This window comes from Shewanella sp. GJ50-10 (assembly GCF_055808815.1).
Window position 1 is genome coordinate 331,481 of the sequence record NZ_JBVVSS010000001.1, and the last position, 20,989, is coordinate 352,469.

Consider the following 20,989-nt stretch of genomic DNA (forward strand, 5'->3'; position numbering starts at 1 on the left):
ATTGAGATGTTTACACCCATTTTAACCATCGCCAGTAAAGAAATTAAAGACAACTTTCGAAACCGTTGGGTTGTGTTTATCGGTTTGATTCTCACGAGCTTAGCGCTATTAATTACCTTTTCGGGTTCAGTAGTCAGCGGACAGTTAGTCATCCCCGAGTTACCCATGCTAATGGCAAGTTTAAGCTCGGTTGGGGTATTTATTTTACCCTTAACTGCAATATTACTCAGCTATGACAGTTTTATTGGCGAGGAAGAATCAGGTACCTTACTGTTACTATTGTCTTACCCATTGAGTCGCAATCAGATTTTATTGGGTAAGTTTGTCGGCCATATTGCGGTACTGGCTTGTACCATCGTGTTTTCTTTTGGCTTAACTGCAGCACTTATTCATCTGTTTGCTGGCACGGCTATTTCATTACTATTGCCGTTATTTAGCCACTTAATTGTCAGTAGTATTTTACTGAGCATGTGCTTTGTCTTAGTAGGCTACGTTGTGAGTTTACAAGTGGTTGAGAAAGCCAAAGCCATTGCGATTTTATTGTTTATTTGGGTCGCAGTCGTTTTGGTATATGACCTTGTTTTACTGACGCTAATGGTGGCTGAAACAGCGAACCTCTCCAATCAATTATTACAAATTCTGATACTACTTAATCCAAGTGATATTTTCCGCGCTTTGATGCTAGTGGCTGCGCCGCAACTCAATAGCGCTGACAGTTTAGCTGCTTTGATCCAATGGCCATTATCGAGTTTATATGGTGCTCTACTGGCTTGGGTGAGTTTTATGACGATTTTCGCTATGGGGTTATTTCATTGTAAGCGTTTGTAGTAGTGTTTACTGTGTCAGCCATTCGAATTATATAAATATGTGATGTGACAGCTAACTTATATAAGTTACTGTATTATATGGTGTTAAATTTATTAAGACTGAGCAGGTAATCACATATTTTTGAGTAGAATTAGATTATGCTCTTGAGATTCAATATTGGATTAATAGTATAAATTTAGGTGCAGGCAGTGCTAAAAATAACGTCATATTTAACACTTGATACTTCAGCCAAGCAGTTGATTAATCATCTAAATGATGAAAAGACCTCACTGACTTTTTCTGAAAATGCTGTACTCATAAAACTATTAGATAATAGCGAAGAAATCTGGACTAAAGAGCAATTACTGGCCGAAGGCTGGCCTGATAGAGTAGTTGCACCTACATCATTAACCCAATGTATTAGTACATTGCGCCGCAAGCTAGAGCCTTTCTCAGAAATTCATTTAAAAGCAGTTGCAAGACGCGGTTACCAGTTGCACATTAATGAGCGTAGCCATGTCAAAATGGTGTCATTAACCGACAGTGACACTATTCGAGCGGCATTTTTAGATGTTAGCGTAATGGTAAAAATTGTCGGTGCGCTGATTGCTATTGGATTGCTTATATTCGCTTGGTATCAATGTGAATATCATAAGGTGTTAAAGCAAACCTCCTTATGGAGCAGTGATAAGCAAGTAGAGCTTAATATTGGTGGGGTAAAAGAAAGTGCCATCTTGCTATACAAAAACAATACTGATCAACTACATGGCTCTAAATGGCAAAAGCATCTTGCTCCTGAAAGCAATATCGTGAGTGGTTTAAAAGGCTTTAGTGCTTTTGCGCTGACCAATGGCAGTAATTACTCATTTGCATCATGTCCTGGTTACTCACTGAATGATTGTGATGGTAAAGGCATCATAAACATTAATTCATTGTCACCAGAGCCTGCTGGTTTAAATATGCAACAGTTTGTGCCGCTCAGTAAAACCATGGAAGAGCGCATTCGCTACAACCGCGTGTTAGTGCCGCAAACTAGCGTCGAAAATTTTGATGGTAAAATTGTTGAGCACCATTATCACGCCGATGTGTATTTCCCTATTGCTGAAGAGAAACTGATTCGAGGTGACTTTAGTTTGTCTTTAGTTTACGAAAGCGATAAAAGTGGCCAGATTTATACCACTACTTGTATTACTGATGAAGACTGCCTAACAACCCCAATCAGATGGAAAACTCGCGGCACATTCAACCAATACAAGCAGCAAATTGGTGAATACGATGTTGATGTATTTTATACCAAAATTGAGCAGAAAGAGTTTATTAAACCTGATTTTGTTACGCCGTCAGCCATGCGCTTTTACCGTGAAATACGTCGAGTCGATATTCAAGAGACTCAAATGGTGTTTTTTAGAGTCCATCAAACTGATAATACTGCGGTATGGATCTTCCCATTCATGGGCGGGCTAGTGGCTTGGTCTAAGTATGAGAAAGTACATTTTTAGTGATTCATTGATGATTGTATTACAGCAAAAATAACAAAATACATAACAAAAAGCCGACTGATAAAAGTCGGCTTTTTAGTGTCTACGCTTGTATGTATTTGCGAAAAGTGAGTATTAACTATGCGTTATTTGATAAATGCGAATGCATCTCCAAATAAGTGTGCTTCATCTACACCCATTTCACGGAACACTTCACGTGCTGCACCGACCATATCAAAACGACCTGCAATGTAGATGTCATAACCCACTAAGCTGACATAGTCTTGTTTGATTTGCTCAAGCAAGTTAGCTTGTTTGCCATTCCAATTAGCTGGTGCTTCTTCAACGACCGGAATAAATTCAAGCCAGTTGTTATCAGCGTGCCATTGACGAGCAATGGCTTGGTAGTACATGGCATCTTCAGTACGGCAACCCCAATAGAATTGAGTTGGAGTTGTTTGACCTAAAGCAATTTGTTGCTCAATGATGCTTTTGATATAAGAAAAACCTGTACCGCCTGCAACCATGATACGCGGACGTTTGCTGTCTGAGCGTAAAAAAGCATTACCAGCTGGCGCTTCAATATCAATGAACTCTTGGGTTTTTAAACGCTCAACCACTTGCATTGGGTAGCTTTCAGATACTGCTGCGCCAATATGTAGTTCAAGCAATTCAGCATTTGGAGCCGATGCTATTGAGAAAGGACGTTTGTCTTTTTCTCCCATCACAATCGATAAGTATTGCCCAGCTTGAAACTCAAAAGTCACTTCAGGTTTAAGAAATACCTGAAAAACAGCGTCATTAAACGCGGTGACTTTTTCAACTTTACAGCGAATGGTGTTCATCTAACGTCCTTTGTAGCCCTTTCTATGAAGGGTAATTTCTTTTTATATGTGGGTTCTAGGTCAAGCTAGTGTGATATAGATCACCATTATAGCGTTGGAGTGTCATCAATACCTAATTCTTCCCAAATATGATCAATCTTTTCTTTCACTTTAGGATCCATCACTATTGGTGTACCCCATTCTCTGTCAGTTTCACCTGGCCACTTATTGGTTGCATCTAAGCCCATTTTTGAACCTAAGCCTGCTACAGGTGAGGCAAAGTCTAAGTAATCAATTGGAGTGTTATCCACCATGACGGTGTCACGAGTCGGATCCATACGGGTGGTAATGGCCCAAATAACATCTTGCCAATCTCGACAATTGACATCTTCATCGACAATGATGATGAACTTGGTATACATAAACTGACGTAAGAACGACCATGCTCCCATCATCACGCGTTTGGCATGTCCTGCGTATTGCTTACGGATAGAAATCACCGCCATACGATACGAACAGCCTTCTGGCGGCAGGTAAAAGTCGATTATTTCAGGGTATTGCTTACGTAGAATAGGCACAAAGACTTCGTTAAGTGCAACACCTAGCATGGCTGGCTCATCAGGCGGACGGCCAGTGTAGGTGCTGTGATAAATGGCATCTTTACGTTGTGTCATGTGGGTAACGGTAAACACAGGGAATTTGTCAGTCTCGTTATAGTAACCTGTGTGATCACCATAAGGGCCTTCTTCTGCCATTTCTTCTGGGTCTATATAACCTTCTAAAATGATTTCGCTGGTGGCCGGTACTTCTAAATCACAGCTTAATGCTTTACATACTTCAGTGCGTTCGCCGCGAAGTAGTCCTGCAAATGCGTATTCGCTCATAGAATCAGGAACAGGGGTGACTGCCCCTAAAATAGTGACTGGATCTGCGCCCAAAGCCACAACAACGGGGTAGCGCTCACCTGGGTGTTTTTCTTTAAAATCTTTAAAGTCTAATGCGCCGCCGCGATGGTCAAGCCAGCGCATAATTAGCTTATTTTTACCCAGTAACTGCTGGCGATAAATGCCTAAGTTTTGACGTTTTTGGCGAGGGCCTTTAGTGATGGTCAGTCCCCAAGTCACTAATGGTGCTACATCGCCAGGCCAGCAATGCTGGACAGGTAATTTGGTTAAATCAACATCATCACCGGTTATAACCACTTCCTGACAAGGAGGGTTACGCACGGTTTTAGGTGGCATATTCAAGGCTTGCTTGAATTTAGGGATTTTAGCGATAGCGTCTTTAAAACCGCTTGGAGGTTCAGGCTCTTTAAGGAAAGCAAGCAATTCACCGACTTCACGCAGCGCTAATGGATCTTCTTTTCCCAGTGCCATAGCAACACGTTTGGGAGTACCAAATAGATTAACTAACACAGGCATGCTGTTATCTGTTGGATTTTCAAAAAGTAGGGCAGGACCACCTGAACGCAATACGCGATCGGCAATTTCAGTCATTTCCAGATTGGGATCAACAGGGTAACTAATACGTTTAAGTTCACCGTTGGTTTCTAGGTGATCGATGAAGCTACGTAAATCCTTAAAACTCATGGCTTATTCACTCGTTTATTAATAGCGCTTTGAGGCGCACTATAGCATTTTTATAATATTGGGTTAAGCCAAGATTATTGGTTAAGCGCCTTTATGAGGTAAACTGAAATGAGTTAAGTTTGTTCATTGTCTTAGCACATTCTTTTGAGTATGGCTTATGGCATTACAAGGCTAGTAAAAGACTTTTCCTTTATAGGTAGAGATATAGCCAAGGAGCGATTCTATGAAAACATTAGCTCATCGACATCCTTTTAAGCTTCAAATTAAGCATGATTTAGTTGACTTGTTTACGTCGAGCTTTAGCCTGAGTAGCGCGAGTGCTGGCAGTCATTCTCGTTTTTATTCCCCCTTATTTTTAATCTTAACTATCGTGTTAACTATTTACGCTACTGGGGTCAACGCTGAAGTTTATAGTACTCAGCCATTATCAAAGCTGACTGCTGATGCTAACTCAAAGCATCAAGGTTCCTATTCTACTGGTCGACATTCGAGCGATCGTTATTCTCGGCATTCGGGTTCATCGGTTAGGTGGGGCGTAGGTTATAACAATTATTGGGGACCCAGTGTCGGTATTGGCTGGAGTAGTGGTTGGAACAATCGATGGCATAACCGATGGGGCTATAATGGTTGGGGTGGAAGATGGGGGAATGGCTGGCGTTATCCTTATCGATATGACTATTACGATCGTCACTATCGCGATCAATATATGCGCAATCAGTACATGAATAATTCAGCGCCAAGATCTAACTATGTTGAGCCAGTAACGCAAGTTGAGCCAGCTAAGCGGACAACAACCAGTATTGAATATGCTAAAGGATTAACCCAGTTACCTGAAAACGCGCGGGTTATCCAACGGGATGGGCAGACATTTTATCAGTGGGAAGGAAAGGAGTACTATTTTGATTGGTCTACAGAGCGTTATGTCGTGTTGGAAGCACAGCCACAGTAATTGAATCGAACTAAGATTATTGTAGATTATCTTCGATTTATTTAATAACCGTCAAATTAACAACCACTGGTCTAGAAAGGTAAAAGCCCTAATGAATCCATTTCATTAGGGCTTTTGTGTTGCATTGTCTTCCGACATTTTATCGTTACATATTGTTGTTTTTATTCCCTGTAACGTACTTCAAAATAGCCGCTGTTGTTTTATGGGGGTAACAACAGCAATTATTAAGAATGAACTGACAAACTTACTTGTACTTATATTTTTATTATCCCTTCCCAAACGCTTTACGCCGATGAGAAGTTAAGTAAGTTTGTCGTAACACGTTAAGCATGAACTGAATGCCTATACCATTAAGTTCAGCCTAATAAGTTGACAAGAAGAGCTGTGATTTCATTAATTTTCGCTGGGGACCGAAAATTAATATCAAAACAACCTATCTTGCCGGAACAGCTAATGACTTTTAAACCAACTCGCTTAACTTAGTGGTCAAATGTCACTATAAAATTGACAAGAAAAATGACTGTATATCTAACTGTCGCTGGGGGACGAAAGTTAAAGCCACTTATCTTGCCTGAACCGCTAATGATGGTCCGAGGCAAATTAATCAAACAATCTGCTCGAACTGTCACTATAAAATTGACAAGAAAAATGACTGTATATCTAACTGTCGCTGGGGGACGAAAGTTAAAGCCATTTATCTTGCCTGAACCGCTAATGAAGGTCCGAGGCAAATTAATCAAACAACCTGCTCGAACTGTCACTATAAAATTGACAAGAAAAGTGACTAAATTTATCTAACTGTCGCTGGGGGACGAAAGTTAAAGCCACTTATCTTGCCTGAACCGCTAATGAACCAATATGCTAATTGTATTCATCGTTAAAACGAGTTAATTGCCATTAATTGCAACAAGCTGTTGATTTAGCTGCGTTAGCTTACGTTGTAAGTTTGCAATTTCAGCTGTAATGGCACTTTTTTTCATATTCGATACAAGTTTATTATCTTTTTTCTTACCCACTGGTAGATGGTTTTAGCTGACACACTGTATTGCTTTGCGACATCCGAAATTAATCGATTATGTTGCTGAACTTCTATGATCACTTGCTGTTTAAGCTCGTTTGAATAGATTCTATTTAATGTTGTCATAACGCTACCTACTGCTCTAACTTGTCACTGCTATTGTCTGTTCCACTTTCTTAATCGAGTTCACCAAGTCAGGTGGATAAATTAATCTGTTTGCTAAGTGCTATTTTTTATTGATGTTGTTTTCAACATCCCAGCTGCTAAAACCTAGATGATTAAAGAAGTTCCATTGATACTGGCATTGCTCAAAAATAGTTTTTAAATGATCCATGTTGTTCTCCTTATAAATGCTCTAGGTTTTAAATGCTCTAGGTTTTAAATGCTCTAGGTTTTAAATGCTCTAGGTTTTAAATGCTCTAGGTTCTAAAAGTACTGCTATAAAACTTACCCTATTCACGCTAAATTGGTCAATTATTAAACTACCCCTTAGGTGGTATATATCTATATGGAATACTTGTGCCAATTTTAAAATAAATATTTATTCGTTTAAAAACAATTGTTTAATTTTTTAAAGTGTTAACTCTAAAATGTGGTTATGCTTCACCATGGTGCAATGGTTCTTTTTTGGTGCAAATATAAGATAAATTGGTAAAGTGAATTAACCAGGGGTTTAGCCTATGATAGTAACCTAACTTTGTGTCAGAAATTTGAACCTGAATATTGGCATGAAAGCACTATAAAGCTGAGAGTTGAGAGTGGAATCTCGTGAATTGTATTTGCTTTTTATATAGGACTAGAGGCTTGAACAGCAGACACAAAAAATCCATGCCCCTTTTGCTACATTTAGAGTTGCTTGAGTTGCATGGATTTAATTTAGCGCTCTGTGTTCGATATATTGTTTTAACTACGCAATATCAACAGGCCCTAATTACATCAAGAATATTGTTGCCAATCCTAAGAATGCGAATAAGCCAATGACATCAGTGACTGTGGTAAGTACCATTCCGCCAGCGAGTGCAGGGTCAATGTTTAGCTTTTTAAGGAACAATGGAATACTCGCCCCAGCTAAGCCTGCTACGGTCATGTTGATTAGCATCGCGCCACCAATCAAGCCGCCTAAAGCAATGTCATCTTTCCAAAGCCATACCGCGAAAAATACCAGTACTGACCACATGATCCCATTTAGGAAGCCAATGGCTAACTCTTTACCAATAAGCCAGCGAGAGTTACTTTGGCCGATATGACCTAATGCGATACCACGAATAACCAATGCGAGAGTTTGATTGCCTGCCACACCGCCCATACTAGGTACAATCGTCATTAAGATCGCAATCGTTGCAAACTGCTCTAAGGTGCCTTCAAACATGTTACTGACTGATGCAGCAAGTAAAGCGGCAAACAAGTTGATGGTGAGCCATAGAGAGCGTCTGAAAGTACTTTTCATGACAGGGCCGAATGTATCTTCATCATCATCCATACCTGCCATCCCCATCATGGAATGTTCGGCATCTTCACGAATAACATCGACGACATCATCAATGGTGATACGCCCAAGTAGCTTTTGTTCTTCATCTACCACGGGAGCTGAGATCCAATCATGACGCTCGAATAACTGGGCGACCTCATTGTCAGGCATATCAACTGGGATACTTTCAAGCTCAGGATCCATGATGGTACGGATGGTTTCACTTGGATTACAGGTAAGTAAATCAGCTAGCCTAACACCACCAAGTACATGATCGTTTCTATCAACCACATACAAGGTGTCTGTGGTATCGGGTAAGTTTCCACGTTGGCGAAGGTAGCGCAGTACTACGTCAATATTGACGTCAGGGCGCAAGGTGACAGTATCTGTGTTCATGATACTGCCAGCAGTATCATCTGGGTAAGATAATGCTTGCTCGACGCGGTGGCGATCTTGACTGCTCATTGATTGCAGTACTTTTTTATACACGGCGTCTGGGAGACTTCTTAAAATGTAGGCTAGATCATCGGTATCCATACCCGACGTTGCTTGAGCCACTTTTTCAGGTGACATGCCACTGATCAAGGAGTCTTTAAGTTCTTCACCTAATTCTTCGAGGATCTCACCCGCTTGCTCTTGGTCAATAAGTTGCCATAGTACTTGACGAGTTTTAGGTGGTGAAGATTCAAGAATGAGGGCGACATCTGATGCTGCCATATCATGTAGCATGTTTCTTACATGGACAAACATACCGCTGCCCAATGCCTGGGTCAGCTGATTTAGGCGTTGTTCGGTAAGCTCGCTGTCGATTACTTCGATACCCATTCGCCACTCCTCAAAAATTCGATTGCCAATATTAACTTAACAGGGTGGAAAGGGAGAAGCAGTTTCTATTTCTTGATAAGTTACTGCATAAAAATTAAGCGCTTTATTGATTTTTGTTAGACTTTAATGAGTATAGCGAACAAAACAAATATAAAGAGAATTAACTGCAGAAGTCGTCGTATTGCCAGTGTGATTTGTTAGTTTTTTATTTTGTTTTATTGATAACTGAAACAAGAGCCAAATAGTAGGTTGAACTAAAGGGTTGAGAGTGAGAAAAATTAGCTTTCTTCGTCAAACTTATCATTTATCAATTTACACACCGCATCTAACGCTTGCTGCGCATCTGCGCCGCTAGCTTCAACAGTGATGACTTTACCAATGCCACTTTCGAGCATTAATAGTCCTAATACACTCGCAGCGCTGGCTTGTTTTTCGCCTTGGATAAGCGTGATGTTCGCTTCAAACTCGGTGGCTAAAATAGCCAACTTGGTGGCCGCTCTAGCATGGAGCCCGAGTTTATTACTGATAGTAATTTCTTTTGAAATACTCGCAGGGGATGTCACAGTTTGAGTTCTCTGTGACGAGCACTGACTTGATGCTTACTATTACTGAAGCGTTTAGTTAGTTGATCGGCAATGTAGACCGAGCGATGCTGGCCGCCTGTACAACCTATAGCTATGGTTAAGTAGCTACGGTTATTACGTTCAAGGTGCGGCATCCAGGTTTCAAATAGGTTTTCAATTTGCCAAATGAATTTATTGACTAGAGGTTGTCTGCCTAAAAATTCTTGAACTGGCTGATCTAAGCCAGTTAACGGTCTTAGCTCTGTTTCCCAATGTGGATTGGGTAAGAAACGCACATCAAACATAAAGTCAGCTTCAGCTGGCATGCCATGCTTGAAGCCAAATGACTCAAAATGAATCACTAACTCTTTATCAACACTGCCCATTAATATCTGTCTGACCTGATCGCTAAGATCATAAATGGTCAATTGCGAGGTATCAATGTAGTGATCAACCATTTTAGCAATCGGTTCGAGTAATCGACCTTCAAGCTGAATGGCTTCTTGTAACGAGATTTGATTCTTAGAAAGAGGATGTAATCGACGGGTTTCACTGTAGCGTTTAAGCAGAACCTGATCATTTGAGTTTAAGAATAAACTAATGATGGTCGTATCATCAGATAATAAGGCTATTTGCTCTTTAAGCACTTTACCTTGCTCTTCAATATTTCGAACGTCGACGCTAATAGCGACAAGTTCGTTATTTCCTTTGAGCTGCTCAAGTAAGCTGCCAATAAGTGGTAAAGGAAGGTTATCAACACAGTAATAACCTAAATCTTCTAATACCCTTAGTGCAACTGATTTACCTGAGCCTGATCGTCCTGATACGATGACAAGTTTCATGCAGTAATAACCTGATAAAGTTCTGTAGCGTCATGACTCTTTCGAAGTCGCTTAAGGATTAATTTATCGCTCAGTTTTTCAGCCATCGTCGACAGCGTACTTAAATGCTGTTGGCATTGATCAGAAGGAACTAGCAGCGCAAATAATATATCCACGGGTTTTTTATCGATAGCATCAAACTCGATGCCTTCTTCACACTTGATCAAAATTGCTATCGGTTGTTCGATATCAGTTAATCGACCATGGGGAATCGCTATGCCATTTCCTATACCTGTACTACCCATTTTTTCACGAGCTATTAAACTTTCAAAAATAGCCTGTGAAGATAGGGTTGGGTACTGGGCAGCCATTAAATCGCTGATAAGTTCCAGTACTTTTTTCTTACTGCCCGGCGTGGCGCAGGAGGTGCACGCCGGCTGCAGAATGGTACGAAGTTCCATCGTTAGTGTTTAATTAACTTCTCTTTGTGTTTAATTACCTGACGATCTAATTTGTCTATCAGGGCGTCAATTGCGACATACATATCTGCGTTCTGAGATACGGCAAAAACTTCACCTCCTTTGAGGTGCAATTTTGCTTCAGCAATTTGTTGCAGCTTCTGAACATTGAGCACAACGTGTACATTATTGATCTGTTCGAAGTGTCGTTCAAGCTTTGAAAACTTAGTTTGTACATACTCACGTAAAGATTGCGTGATTTCTACATGGTGCCCAGTCAGGTTAATTTGCATAGATCATCCTCCAATAACAAAGGCTTATAAGCTCTTGCGTTGGTTTGAGGGAGGGATGAGCATTGCTTCACGATATTTGGCGATCGTACGCCGAGCAACATTAATCCCTTGTTCAGCCAGTAGCGTCGCCATTTTACTATCGCTAAGTGGCTTTTTCTGGTTTTCCGCTGCAACAAGTTTCTTAATAAAGGCACGAATTGCAGTAGAAGAACATTCTCCGCCATCATCGGTACTAACGTGGCTAGAGAAGAAATATTTTAGTTCAAAAAGTCCGCGAGGGGTGTGCATGTACTTTTGAGTGGTAACACGAGAAATGGTTGATTCATGCATCTCAACGGCTTCAGCAATGTCATTAAGTACCATTGGTTTCATGGCTTCTTCACCAAACTCAAAGAAGCCTTGCTGGAATTGCACAATGCAATTAGCCACTTTTAATAAGGTTTCATTGCGGCTTTCAATACTCTTAATAAACCATTTTGCTTCTTGTAAATGGCCGCGAATAAACTGGCTGTCTGACTGATTTGCAGAACCTTTCGCCATAGCTGCATATTGCTGATTCACACCAATTTTTGGCATGTTATCTGGATTTAATTCAACGACCCAACGACCACTCTTTTTAAACACTGTCACATCAGGAATGACATATTCATCTTTAATAGGAGTGATTTGTAAGCCTGGACGAGGGTTCAGCGTTTGAATAAATTGAATCGCTTCACGTAGATCATCTTCTTTAAGCTTGGTTTTACGCATTAATAATCTAAAGTCGCGACCAGCAATTAAATCAAGGTGTTCACCGATGAGCAATTTTACATTGTCGATGCAAGGGATCTCATCAGGGTATTGCCCGAGTTGGATCATTAAGCATTCACTTAAATCTCTTGCTGCAACGCCTACAGGATCAAAATGCTGAACTCGTTTGAGTACGGCTTCAACTTCGTCGAGTTCAATATCTTCAAGACCTAAAGCTTGTAAAATATCTTCGGTGGTTTGAGTTAAATAACCACGCTCATCTACTGCATCGATAATGGCAGTGGCGATGACCAAATCATTTTCTGAAAATGGGGTAAGGTTTTTTTGCCACTCAAGATGTTCATAAAGGCCTTCGGTGGTTTCACCTTGAAAGGGCATATCGTCATCACGAGCAACTGCCCCAGAACCTGAGCTAGGAGAGGCGGTATAAACTTCATCCCATGTGGTGTCCATTGGGAGATCTTCAGGCATTGACTCTTTGGTCAATGATTCTGTGGTATCAACTGTTGAGGTGTCTTTTTCAACGGTAACTTGGCTGTTGTCACTAAAATCAGTATCGGTTTGCTGGGCGTTCTCTTTTACAGGTTCTTTTGCTTTAGCAAACTCATCTTCGAGCTCAAGGAGTGGATTTGAGTCTAGTGCTTGTTGAATTTCTTGCTGGAGCTCCAATGAGGAAAGTTGCAATAAGCGAATGGCTTGTTGCAACTGAGGGGTCATTGTCAGGTGTTGACCCATTTTAAGTTGGAGTGAGGCTTTCATTTACCGCTTATCCCTAATTGAATTTCATCATCGCGACTAACAATTGTGTGGGTCTAGCACCTTTTTAAACTGCTTCTAGGCTTAAGCTGAACCTTGGCTTAAGTTGAGTCTAGAACATAGCGCTAAAAAGTGGGACTGATACTGGTCGCGAAATGCCATATTGTGCACTAAAGAATGCTAACTATAGCTTGAATTGCTCACCTAAGTATACTGACCTGACTTGCTGATTGTCTAAGATTTCAGCAGGCGTGCCTTCTGCAATTAAATCTCCGTGGCTGACAATATACGCGCGCTCACACACATCAAGTGTTTCACGAACATTATGGTCTGTAATTAACACACCTAAACCACGACTTTTTAATTGTTGAATAATTTTCTTGATATCTATCACAGAGATAGGATCAACACCTGCGAAAGGCTCATCCAATAAAATGAACTTAGGATTGGCTGCCAATGCGCGTGCGATTTCTACTCGGCGACGTTCACCACCCGATAATGCCATGCCTTGGCTATCTCGAATATGGGTGATATTGAACTCTTCTAATAAGTGCTCTAATTCTTCAATACGCTGCTCTGTGGTTAAACTCTTGCGAGTTTGTAGTACAGCCATAATATTATCGTGTACAGTCAGCTTTCGAAAAATACTGGCTTCTTGTGGCAAATAACCAATGCCTTTTCGAGCACGAAGGTGCATTGGGTCTGCGGTGAGATCGTCAGAATCAATTAATATCCGGCCTTTATCGCTTTTAACTAACCCAACCACCATATAAAAGGTGGTGGTTTTACCTGCACCATTTGGCCCTAATAGCCCAACAATTTGCCCGGTTTTAACTGTCAGGCTGACATTTTTAACCACTTGACGGCTTTTATAACTTTTTGCCAAGTTTTCAGCTGTTAACGTTATTTGTGTCATTATTGAGTTTGCTCTAGCGCTGGTGTTTCAGGTAATGAATCTGTACTTGGCTTGTCTTCAATTTGCAGGCCTTCAATTGAAGTGTCTGCATTTGCTTCAGGCACTTCGACTACAGGCGTAGAAGCTTCTGTATCAGTTACTTCAGTCGCTGTTATTTCAGCATTATTAGCTTCTGTTTTCACTTCATTGATTGATGCTGCTTGATCTTCAATGAGCTTTTCTGACTCTTCAGTTTTTGGTGATTCTAATTCAGGCTGCTCTGAATTGCCTTTTGAATCATTTAAATCTGGGTAGTTCTCTGGCTGGAAAATCGTAATAACGCGATCTTTACCGTCACCAGTACTTTCAGCAATTAATTGTTGCTTATCAATATTGTAGCTAATCAAGTTACCTGTCACTTGGCTGCCAGCTTGATCAAGTTTTGCGTTGCCTTTTAAAGTCAAAATACTGGTAGCGAGTTCATACTTGATTTCATTTGCGCTTGCAGTACCAATCCGGCCGTCGTCTAATTCTTGGGAAAAGGTTGCCGGATTACCTGTGGCAATCATGGTTTTTTTGCCACCGGATTCAGCACTGAATGCACGAAGTTCATCGGCATTAATGTTAATCGTACCTTGTGTCACTGTGACAGGACCAAAGAAAATAACTTGGTTATTTTTAATGTCTGCTTTTTGGCTCACTGCGGCGACTTTTAGTTCTTGCTGTAAGTCACCTTCTTTTGCGCTTACGCTAGTGACCCCAATTAGGCTTATTCCAACTAGACTCATCTTTACAAAATTATGTAGTGAGACAGTAAGGTTTTTACTTTGCTTCATACGTTCCTTCTACTTGACTTAAAAGCTCTAATTCTTCGGCATTTAAATCAGCATAAAGGCCTAAGCCTTGTATATTAAAGTCTTGGCCTGAGACATAAATTTGTCGATCAGACGTCATTATCATGGTGTTCAAATCTAATGCCAACATGCTTGTTGTTAGCGATTGTACTGGTTCATTGATGTTTATTGCATCAATAATAACATTATTTTGCAGTACGACTTTGCCAGTCTCTTTATTAAGCTTGCCTAAATCAGCTGTTAATTGCCATTCAGCTTCACCGTTTTCAGGATAGACAAGATAAACAGGTTCAGTGAACAAGGTTTCATTTGTTTGCTGAAAGTGTTCCATGTGTTTTGCTGAAACACGGCTTTGCACTAAACCTTGTTCGTTAAATTCTGTACTGCGTAAATCATTAGCGATAAATTCTGGACGAGCAGGATCTGGCAGCTTTGTTGCTTCCATGGCACTGCGTTTTACTTGGACTTGCCAATATAAAACCAGTGCAGCGCCGAAAAAGGCTATGATCGCTAGTGTGGTGCGACTCATATACTCATTCCATGGGCCGATTCAAACTTATCTTGGCTAACTAATAGTAAATCAGTTAACTCACGTAGTGCACCATTACCGCCATTTATACTGGTAATCATCTGGCAATGACGTTTTACAAATGGGTGCCCATCAGCAACACAAACAGCTAAACCTACTTCTTTCATGACAGGTAAGTCGACCATATCATCACCGATATAAGCGACTTCATCAGGATTAACATTATAAATGTTTAACAGGTCTTTAAATGGGGTAAGTTTATCGTCAACGCCTTGATAAATGTGGCTAACCCCTAAAGCGGTCATGCGGTTTTCAACAATGGCTGATTTGCGCCCCGTAATAACCGCGACGTTAATGCCGCTGGTTAATATTGAACGAACGCCATAGCCATCGCGAGTATGGAAAGCTTTGAGTTCTTCACCGGCATTACTTAAATAAATTCGGCCGTCTGAAAATACCCCATCAACATCACAGATGAGGAGTTTGATTTTTTTAGCACGTTGCCAAATGTCATCACTAACAGGGCCATATAAACCTTGATGAACTTGTGTATCTGACATATTAAATGACTCCTGCTTTGACCATGTCTAGCATGTTAAGTGCGCCGACAGGGTGTTGATTGCTGTCAACAACGATTAAGCCGTTAATGCTTTTTTCATCCATTATTTGTAGAGCTTGCGCTGCTAAAATATCTGCACTAATTGTAATACAGTTTGGGGTCATCACATCGGCAATGGCAGTTGTGCGTAAATTCTTTTCGGCATCAATTACTCGGCGTAAATCACCGTCAGTAAAAATACCCACAAGTTTACCGTCATCATCGGTAACGGCTGTCATACCTAAACCTTTATTTGAGATTTCGTATAAAGATTCAGTGATACAGACATTACTGTTAACTTGAGGTACATCATTACCTTGATGCATGACATCCGACACTTTTAACAGTAGTTTTCGCCCTAAAGAGCCACCTGGATGTGATAGTGCAAAGTCATCGCGGGTAAAGCCTTTTGCTTGCAGTAATGCAACTGCTAAAGCATCGCCCATGACTAATGTCGCTGTGGTACTGGATGTTGGTGCTAGTCCAAGCGGACAGGCTTCTTCTGGCACTTCGATACAAAGGTGTAGTTTTGATAAACGCGCCATATTCGAATCTGGTTTACCGGTTATGGCAATAACTGGTACGCCCATACGTTGAATGACAGGCAGTAAAGTGAGGATTTCACTTGATTCGCCAGAGTTTGAGATGGCGAGAATAATATCGTTTTTAGCGAGAGCGCCTAAGTCACCATGGCTTGCTTCACCTGGGTGAACAAAAAACGCAGGAGTGCCGGTACTGGCTAGAGTTGCTGAAATCTTATTGCCGATATGGCCAGATTTGCCCATCCCCATAACAATAACTTTGCCTTTGCACTGCAAAATTAGTTCACAAGCTTGTCCAAATGCATCGGAATCAACGTACTGATATAGATTATCTAAAGCCGTTTTCTCGATATCAATGACCTGACGGCCCCACTGACGCAATTGTTTCTGATCTATCATAGGTCTCTCGCTCTGTTCCAATGCTAATCAACCATTAGCATTGGTGAGATAAAAATCTTTATGCCCCGTTATTGAGATTGAAATAGGACAATCTGGTACGCAATAAAGACGACTAATAAAATGGCGCCATGCCAGCGAGTAAGCTGCTTTTTGGCGCCACTGGATAAAACTAGAACAGCCAATGCGGTACTGGTACCCAGCACCATATAAAAATCTCGACTGCTGGCATGGGCATCAATCTCACCAGGTGCAATAAGTCCTGGTATTGCCAATACCGCTAAAATATTAAATAAGTTCGACCCAACAATATTACCTATTGCCAAATCATCTTCTTTTTTAAGTACCCCTGCAATACATGCAGCAAGCTCTGGCAAGCTAGTGCCGACAGCAATGATAGTTAAACCAATGACTAAATCCGACAGTCCAAATGTTTTGGCTATGCCGACAGCGCCAGTCACCATCCAGTCAGCTGAAAGCGGCAACAGTATCATGCCTACAATGATCCAGATAATAGCATGTAATGTGGGTACATTTTTAGGGATCTCTGCATCAGATTCGTCAGATAATGGATCAATTTGTTTATTTCTCATGGCTTGCCAAATGAAATAGCCCATTAAGGCGAAAAACGCGACCAATAATATTACGCCTTCAAATCGGGTTAACATGCCGTCATGGATGAGATAACCAGCTAAAACGGTTGCTGCTAACATTAATGGTATTTCACGTTTTAGGGTCTGTGAACTAACAGAAATGGCACCAAGTAATGCAGTAATACCAAGAATAAGAGTGATGTTAGCGACGTTAGAACCAAGGACATTACCAACAGCGGTATTACTCATCCCTTCCATTGATGCCGTTGCAGCAACAAACATTTCGGGAGCCGAGCTACCCATTGCCACAATTGTCAAACCGATTAGCATTGGCGGCAAACCAAGGTTTCGAGCAAACGCGGCTGCGCCATATACGAAGCGGTCCGCGCTCCAAACTAAAACGCCTAAACCAGCGATTAGCATCAAGATATTAAAAAGCATGTTTTTCCAAAAAATGTGTTGATAGCGATATTTATGTAGAATTTTAACAAAAATATGAGCTGATGCGATAATTGTTGTGGATTGTAACTCATGGTGATTGATTTGTTGTAGGTTCTTACACAATTTCGTACAATTCAGATCTACATCTAACGGGCCAGGAAGGCTATTATTTCCTCTATGTCAGATCCTAGTTTATTAAACATATCTCCACCTTTGGTTGAAATTCGTCACATGAAATTCAATCGTGGTTCACGTGTCATTTTTGATGATATTTGCTTGAGCATTCCTAAAGGGAAAGTGACAGCAATTATGGGCCCAAGTGGTATCGGTAAAACGACTCTGCTTAAGCTGATTGGCGGCCAATTAACACCGGACAGTGGTGAAGTGTTATTCAGTGGTGAAAATATTCACCAACTCAAACGTCAGCAATTATTTGAGCTACGTAAACGCATGAGCATGCTATTTCAAAGCGGCGCTTTATTCACTGATATGGATGTGTTTGATAACGTGGCATTTGCGCTGCGAGAACACTCAGGTTTACCTGAAAGCATTATTCGTAAAGTGGTGATGATGAAGCTGCAAGCCGTTGGTTTGCGAGGTGCTGCTCACATGAACCCCAATGAGTTATCTGGCGGTATGCAAAGACGCGCTGCATTAGCGCGTGCCATAGCCCTTGAGCCAGAAATGATCCTTTATGATGAGCCCTTTGCCGGTCAAGACCCGATTTCTATGGGGATGTTAGTTAAACTCATCAGCGAGCTTTCTAGTACCTTAAAGTTAACTTCCGTTGTGGTTTCTCATGACGTAGATGCGGTACTCAGCATTGCCGATTACGTTTATGTCATCGCTGAAAAGAAAGTGATTGCCTCAGGAACGCCAGATGAGCTCCGTGGATCAAATAACCCACAAATTGAACAATTTATAAATGGTCGTCCAGATGGCCCTGTTCCATTTCATTTCCCAGCTGAAGACTATCAACAGGAGATGCTAAGTGGGAATAGTTAATAATATTGCCAATATTGGCCGTTATACGCTAGATGTTATAGCAGGATTAGGCCGTGCGGGTTTGATGCTTTGGGGCGCTATTATCAACGTGCCCAATATCGCCAAAGGCTTACCGTTATTGACTAAGCAAATGTATGTGCTTGGTGTTCGGTCTATGGTGATTATTATTGTGTCGGGTCTTTTTATCGGCATGGTATTGGCGCTTCAAGGTTATACGGTATTAGCAGATTTCGGCACAGTTGAAAGCCTAGGGCCCATGGTAGCGCTAAGTTTGTTGCGGGAATTAGGCCCAGTGGTCACTGCATTATTGTTCGCAGGACGGGCAGGTTCTGCGCTGACTGCAGAAATCGGTTTGATGAAATCTACCGAGCAATTGTCTAGCTTAGAAATGATGGCTGTGGATCCGTTAAGACAAGTGATTGCGCCACGCTTTTGGGCTGGAGTAATAAGTGTCCCTTTACTGACCATGATGTTTTGTCTGGTCGGGATATTAGGTGGGCATCTAGTGGGCGTTGAATGGAAAGGCATTGATAGCGGCTCTTTTTGGTCAATCCTACAAGCGTCGATTGAGTGGCGCCAAGACATTGTGAACTGTTTAATCAAAAGTGTCCTATTTGGTGTTGTAGTGACTTGGATTGCCTTATACCGAGGTTATGAAGTTGCTCCAAACCCTGAAGGGATTAGTAAAGCGACAACTTCGACAGTTGTTCAAGCAAGCTTAGCGGTACTCGCACTCGACTTTTTGCTGACAGCAATTATGTTTGGTCAGTAAGGTTTTTTCGCATTCATTAATTAAGTGGTTGAAGCGTATGTTGACAAGGAAAGTAGAATTATTAGTTGGGTTGTTTTTGCTATCGGGTTTGGTAGCTTTTTGTGTGCTGGTGTTTAACGTTGCCAATGTTGAACTCAAACCCAATCAAGCAACCTATACTTTAAGAGCTGAGTTTAACAATATCGGCGGATTAAAAGTTCGTTCACCTGTTAAGGTGGGAGGAGTTGTTGTTGGTCGAGTGACAGATATTACCTTGGACACTAAAAAGTTAGTACCTGTGGTCACGTTGACGATGAATAAGCGATATGATCAATTTCCTGAAACCAGCAGTTTATCGATTTTAACTTCAGGTTTATTGGGTGAGCAATTTTTAGGGCTGACGCCTGGTTTTATGGATGATGACATTGAAATGCTCAGTGACGGTGACAGAGTGCATGACACACGTTCAGCTCTGATTTTAGAGGACTTGATTGGGCAGTTACTTTATAGCGTTTCTTCAAAGGATTAATAGGAGAGTCAAATGAGCCAATTATTAAAACCGTTTATACAGAGCGTTATTTTTATTACTGCCAGTCTATTTGCTTTGGCTGCAGTGGCGGCTGAAGAGATTGATACTCATGATCCTTTTAAACTTGTTCAGCAGGTGTCTAATAAAACCTTCGATCGTTTTACCGCAGATAAAGCCCTGATTGATGCGGATTTAGGTTATTTAAAAGTCATTGTACGCGAAGAGTTAATGCCTTACGTCGATTATAAATATGCGGCATATAAAGTGATGGGGCAGTATTTACGTGATACGACTCCTGAGCAACGAGAACGGTTTGTTGAAGCTTTTGAAGGGTATCTTGTCGCAACTTATGCTCAAGCCTTTACTGAATACACCAATCAAAAAGTCCAGTTCTCGCCGCCAAGTGATTTTGCTGATGAAAAGTTTGTTGATGTGAATGTGCAAATCATTGAAGAAGGTCGCCCGCCGATTAAAGTGATGTTTAAAGCTAGACGCCTTAAGGATGATAGTTGGAAAGCTTTTGATTTAGTTGCTGAAGGGGTGAGCTTGTTAGCGTCAAAGCAGTCAGAAATTTCAAACCTTATTCGCCAAAAAGGTGTGGATTCAGTGATTGAAATGCTTAAAGAGCGCACCGACCAAGAAATCAATTACAAACAGGATAAGGAAAATGCTGCGTGATTGAGTTTTTACAACAAGGTGACACTTGTGAAATTAAAGGGCAATTAAGGCAAACAGAGGTCATAGATTTATGGCCAAAACGACAACAGTTGTTTACTGATAGCACTCAAGTGTTAGACTTGTCTGCTTTAGAGTATGCCGACAGCGCAGGCGTCGCTTTTTTACTTGAACTGATATGTTTAGGTAATTGCAGTAAAAGCACGACTCAGCCAAGGACATTGGCAAATCCGAGTCAACATCTAAAAAGACTCATAGAGTTATATGATTTAGAATCCTTTTTTCTAGAAAACTAGCATTGAATTTAAGGTAGCAAATTCCATGGATTGCAAAGTAATCGAACAAATTTTATCAGACGCATTAACCATTGATGAAGTACACGTAACGTCAGATGGCAGTCATTATAAGGTCGTTGCCGTAGGCGAATGTTTTGACGGCATGAGCAAAGTTAAGCAACAACAAACGATTTATGCACCATTGAATGAGCACATTGCTAGTGGTGAGTTGCATGCGCTGACCATCAAAACCTTTACGCCGACTCAGTGGAAGCGTGAAAAACTATTTAATATGTAATTTCAGAGA

The 20,989-nt window shown here is 41.1% G+C and carries 23 protein-coding genes and 1 pseudogene; 9 read left to right on the top strand and 15 right to left on the bottom strand.

Going from position 1 to position 20,989, the window contains the following annotated elements:
• The first annotated feature begins 6 nt into the window (after nt 1-6).
• Nucleotides 7-828, top strand: coding sequence for an ABC transporter permease (locus AC0L4E_RS01270; protein ID WP_473677664.1), 822 nt, complete (start codon nt 7-9; stop codon nt 826-828).
• 188 nt (nt 829-1,016) lie between these two features.
• On the top strand, nt 1,017-2,306 hold the full coding sequence (locus tag AC0L4E_RS01275) for a winged helix-turn-helix domain-containing protein (protein ID WP_473677665.1): 1,290 nt from the start codon (nt 1,017-1,019) through the stop codon (nt 2,304-2,306).
• Nucleotides 2,307-2,431: 125 nt separating this feature from the next.
• Here AC0L4E_RS01275 and fre read toward each other — a convergent pair whose 3' ends face one another.
• Together fre and ubiD are read right to left on the bottom strand one after the other, a co-directional pair.
• Nucleotides 2,432-3,130, bottom strand: a complete 699-nt coding sequence (gene fre / locus AC0L4E_RS01280; protein ID WP_473677666.1) for an NAD(P)H-flavin reductase — start codon at nt 3,128-3,130, stop codon at nt 2,432-2,434.
• 86 nt (nt 3,131-3,216) lie between these two features.
• Complete coding sequence (gene ubiD / locus AC0L4E_RS01285) at nt 3,217-4,698, bottom strand: 4-hydroxy-3-polyprenylbenzoate decarboxylase (RefSeq protein WP_473677667.1); 1,482 nt, start codon at nt 4,696-4,698, stop codon at nt 3,217-3,219.
• 223 nt (nt 4,699-4,921) lie between these two features.
• Between ubiD and AC0L4E_RS01290 the strand changes: the two genes are divergently transcribed.
• Complete coding sequence (locus tag AC0L4E_RS01290) at nt 4,922-5,647, top strand: hypothetical protein (protein WP_473677668.1); 726 nt, start codon at nt 4,922-4,924, stop codon at nt 5,645-5,647.
• Between the two features lie 976 nt (nt 5,648-6,623).
• Here AC0L4E_RS01290 and AC0L4E_RS01295 read toward each other — a convergent pair.
• The 13 genes and pseudogenes from AC0L4E_RS01295 to AC0L4E_RS01355 all read right to left on the bottom strand — a co-directional run bounded on the left by AC0L4E_RS01295 (nt 6,624) and on the right by AC0L4E_RS01355 (nt 17,447).
• A complete protein-coding gene (locus AC0L4E_RS01295; protein ID WP_473677669.1) occupies nt 6,624-6,791 on the bottom strand; it encodes a transposase in 168 nt (55 codons plus the stop codon).
• Between the two features lie 805 nt (nt 6,792-7,596).
• Entirely contained in the window at nt 7,597-8,958 is a 1,362-nt protein-coding gene (mgtE, locus tag AC0L4E_RS01300) for a magnesium transporter (RefSeq protein ID WP_473677670.1), read from the bottom strand.
• 278 nt (nt 8,959-9,236) lie between these two features.
• Complete coding sequence (locus AC0L4E_RS01305; RefSeq protein ID WP_473681456.1) at nt 9,237-9,503, bottom strand: HPr family phosphocarrier protein; 267 nt, start codon at nt 9,501-9,503, stop codon at nt 9,237-9,239.
• Nucleotides 9,504-9,517: 14 nt separating this feature from the next.
• A complete protein-coding gene (gene rapZ, locus AC0L4E_RS01310) occupies nt 9,518-10,363 on the bottom strand; it encodes an RNase adapter RapZ (protein WP_473677671.1) in 846 nt (281 codons plus the stop codon).
• Nucleotides 10,360-10,803: a PTS IIA-like nitrogen regulatory protein PtsN gene (gene ptsN / locus AC0L4E_RS01315; protein ID WP_473677672.1), complete on the bottom strand. Its 444-nt coding sequence runs from the start codon at nt 10,801-10,803 to the stop codon at nt 10,360-10,362. The genes rapZ and ptsN overlap by 4 nt, the downstream gene beginning before the upstream one ends.
• Nucleotides 10,804-10,805: 2 nt before the next feature.
• Nucleotides 10,806-11,093 (bottom strand): ribosome hibernation promoting factor, encoded by a 288-nt coding sequence (hpf, locus tag AC0L4E_RS01320; RefSeq protein ID WP_102528030.1) that lies wholly within the window; start codon nt 11,091-11,093, stop codon nt 10,806-10,808.
• Nucleotides 11,094-11,117: 24 nt separating this feature from the next.
• A complete protein-coding gene (locus tag AC0L4E_RS01325) occupies nt 11,118-12,602 on the bottom strand; it encodes an RNA polymerase factor sigma-54 (protein ID WP_473677673.1) in 1,485 nt (494 codons plus the stop codon).
• 181 nt (nt 12,603-12,783) lie between these two features.
• The gene (lptB, locus tag AC0L4E_RS01330) at nt 12,784-13,515 is read right to left on the bottom strand and encodes an LPS export ABC transporter ATP-binding protein (RefSeq protein ID WP_153915579.1); all 732 of its coding nucleotides are present in this window, start codon (nt 13,513-13,515) and stop codon (nt 12,784-12,786) included.
• 284 nt (nt 13,516-13,799) lie between these two features.
• Nucleotides 13,800-14,282: pseudogene (lptA, locus tag AC0L4E_RS01335) on the bottom strand (lipopolysaccharide transport periplasmic protein LptA); the annotation flags it as partial.
• Between the two features lie 34 nt (nt 14,283-14,316).
• The gene (lptC, locus tag AC0L4E_RS01340) at nt 14,317-14,877 is read right to left on the bottom strand and encodes an LPS export ABC transporter periplasmic protein LptC (RefSeq protein WP_473677674.1); all 561 of its coding nucleotides are present in this window, start codon (nt 14,875-14,877) and stop codon (nt 14,317-14,319) included.
• Complete coding sequence (gene kdsC / locus AC0L4E_RS01345) at nt 14,874-15,437, bottom strand: 3-deoxy-manno-octulosonate-8-phosphatase KdsC (protein WP_473677675.1); 564 nt, start codon at nt 15,435-15,437, stop codon at nt 14,874-14,876. Before kdsC ends, lptC begins: the two co-directional genes overlap by 4 nt.
• A 1-nt stretch (nt 15,438) precedes the next feature.
• Nucleotides 15,439-16,416 (bottom strand): KpsF/GutQ family sugar-phosphate isomerase, encoded by a 978-nt coding sequence (locus AC0L4E_RS01350; RefSeq protein ID WP_473677676.1) that lies wholly within the window; start codon nt 16,414-16,416, stop codon nt 15,439-15,441.
• 68 nt (nt 16,417-16,484) lie between these two features.
• Complete coding sequence (locus AC0L4E_RS01355) at nt 16,485-17,447, bottom strand: calcium/sodium antiporter (RefSeq protein WP_473677677.1); 963 nt, start codon at nt 17,445-17,447, stop codon at nt 16,485-16,487.
• Between the two features lie 177 nt (nt 17,448-17,624).
• Between AC0L4E_RS01355 and mlaF the strand changes: the two genes are divergently transcribed.
• From mlaF to AC0L4E_RS01385, 6 genes are read left to right on the top strand one after another with little or no spacing between them, the layout of a single operon-like run.
• On the top strand, nt 17,625-18,452 hold the full coding sequence (gene mlaF, locus AC0L4E_RS01360; protein WP_473677678.1) for a phospholipid ABC transporter ATP-binding protein MlaF: 828 nt from the start codon (nt 17,625-17,627) through the stop codon (nt 18,450-18,452).
• The gene (gene mlaE, locus AC0L4E_RS01365; protein WP_473677679.1) at nt 18,439-19,224 is read left to right on the top strand and encodes a lipid asymmetry maintenance ABC transporter permease subunit MlaE; all 786 of its coding nucleotides are present in this window, start codon (nt 18,439-18,441) and stop codon (nt 19,222-19,224) included. Before mlaF ends, mlaE begins: the two co-directional genes overlap by 14 nt.
• A gap of 37 nt (nt 19,225-19,261) precedes the next feature.
• Nucleotides 19,262-19,732 (top strand): outer membrane lipid asymmetry maintenance protein MlaD, encoded by a 471-nt coding sequence (gene mlaD / locus AC0L4E_RS01370; RefSeq protein ID WP_220752102.1) that lies wholly within the window; start codon nt 19,262-19,264, stop codon nt 19,730-19,732.
• Nucleotides 19,733-19,744: 12 nt separating this feature from the next.
• Nucleotides 19,745-20,410, top strand: coding sequence for an MlaC/ttg2D family ABC transporter substrate-binding protein (locus tag AC0L4E_RS01375; protein ID WP_473677680.1), 666 nt, complete (start codon nt 19,745-19,747; stop codon nt 20,408-20,410).
• Nucleotides 20,407-20,703 carry an STAS domain-containing protein gene (locus AC0L4E_RS01380; protein ID WP_220752104.1) on the top strand — a complete coding sequence of 99 codons (297 nt, stop codon included), beginning with the start codon at nt 20,407-20,409 and terminating at the stop codon, nt 20,701-20,703. The genes AC0L4E_RS01375 and AC0L4E_RS01380 overlap by 4 nt, the downstream gene beginning before the upstream one ends.
• 25 nt (nt 20,704-20,728) lie before the next feature.
• A complete protein-coding gene (locus tag AC0L4E_RS01385; RefSeq protein ID WP_153915444.1) occupies nt 20,729-20,980 on the top strand; it encodes a BolA family protein in 252 nt (83 codons plus the stop codon).
• Nucleotides 20,981-20,989 lie beyond the last annotated feature (9 nt).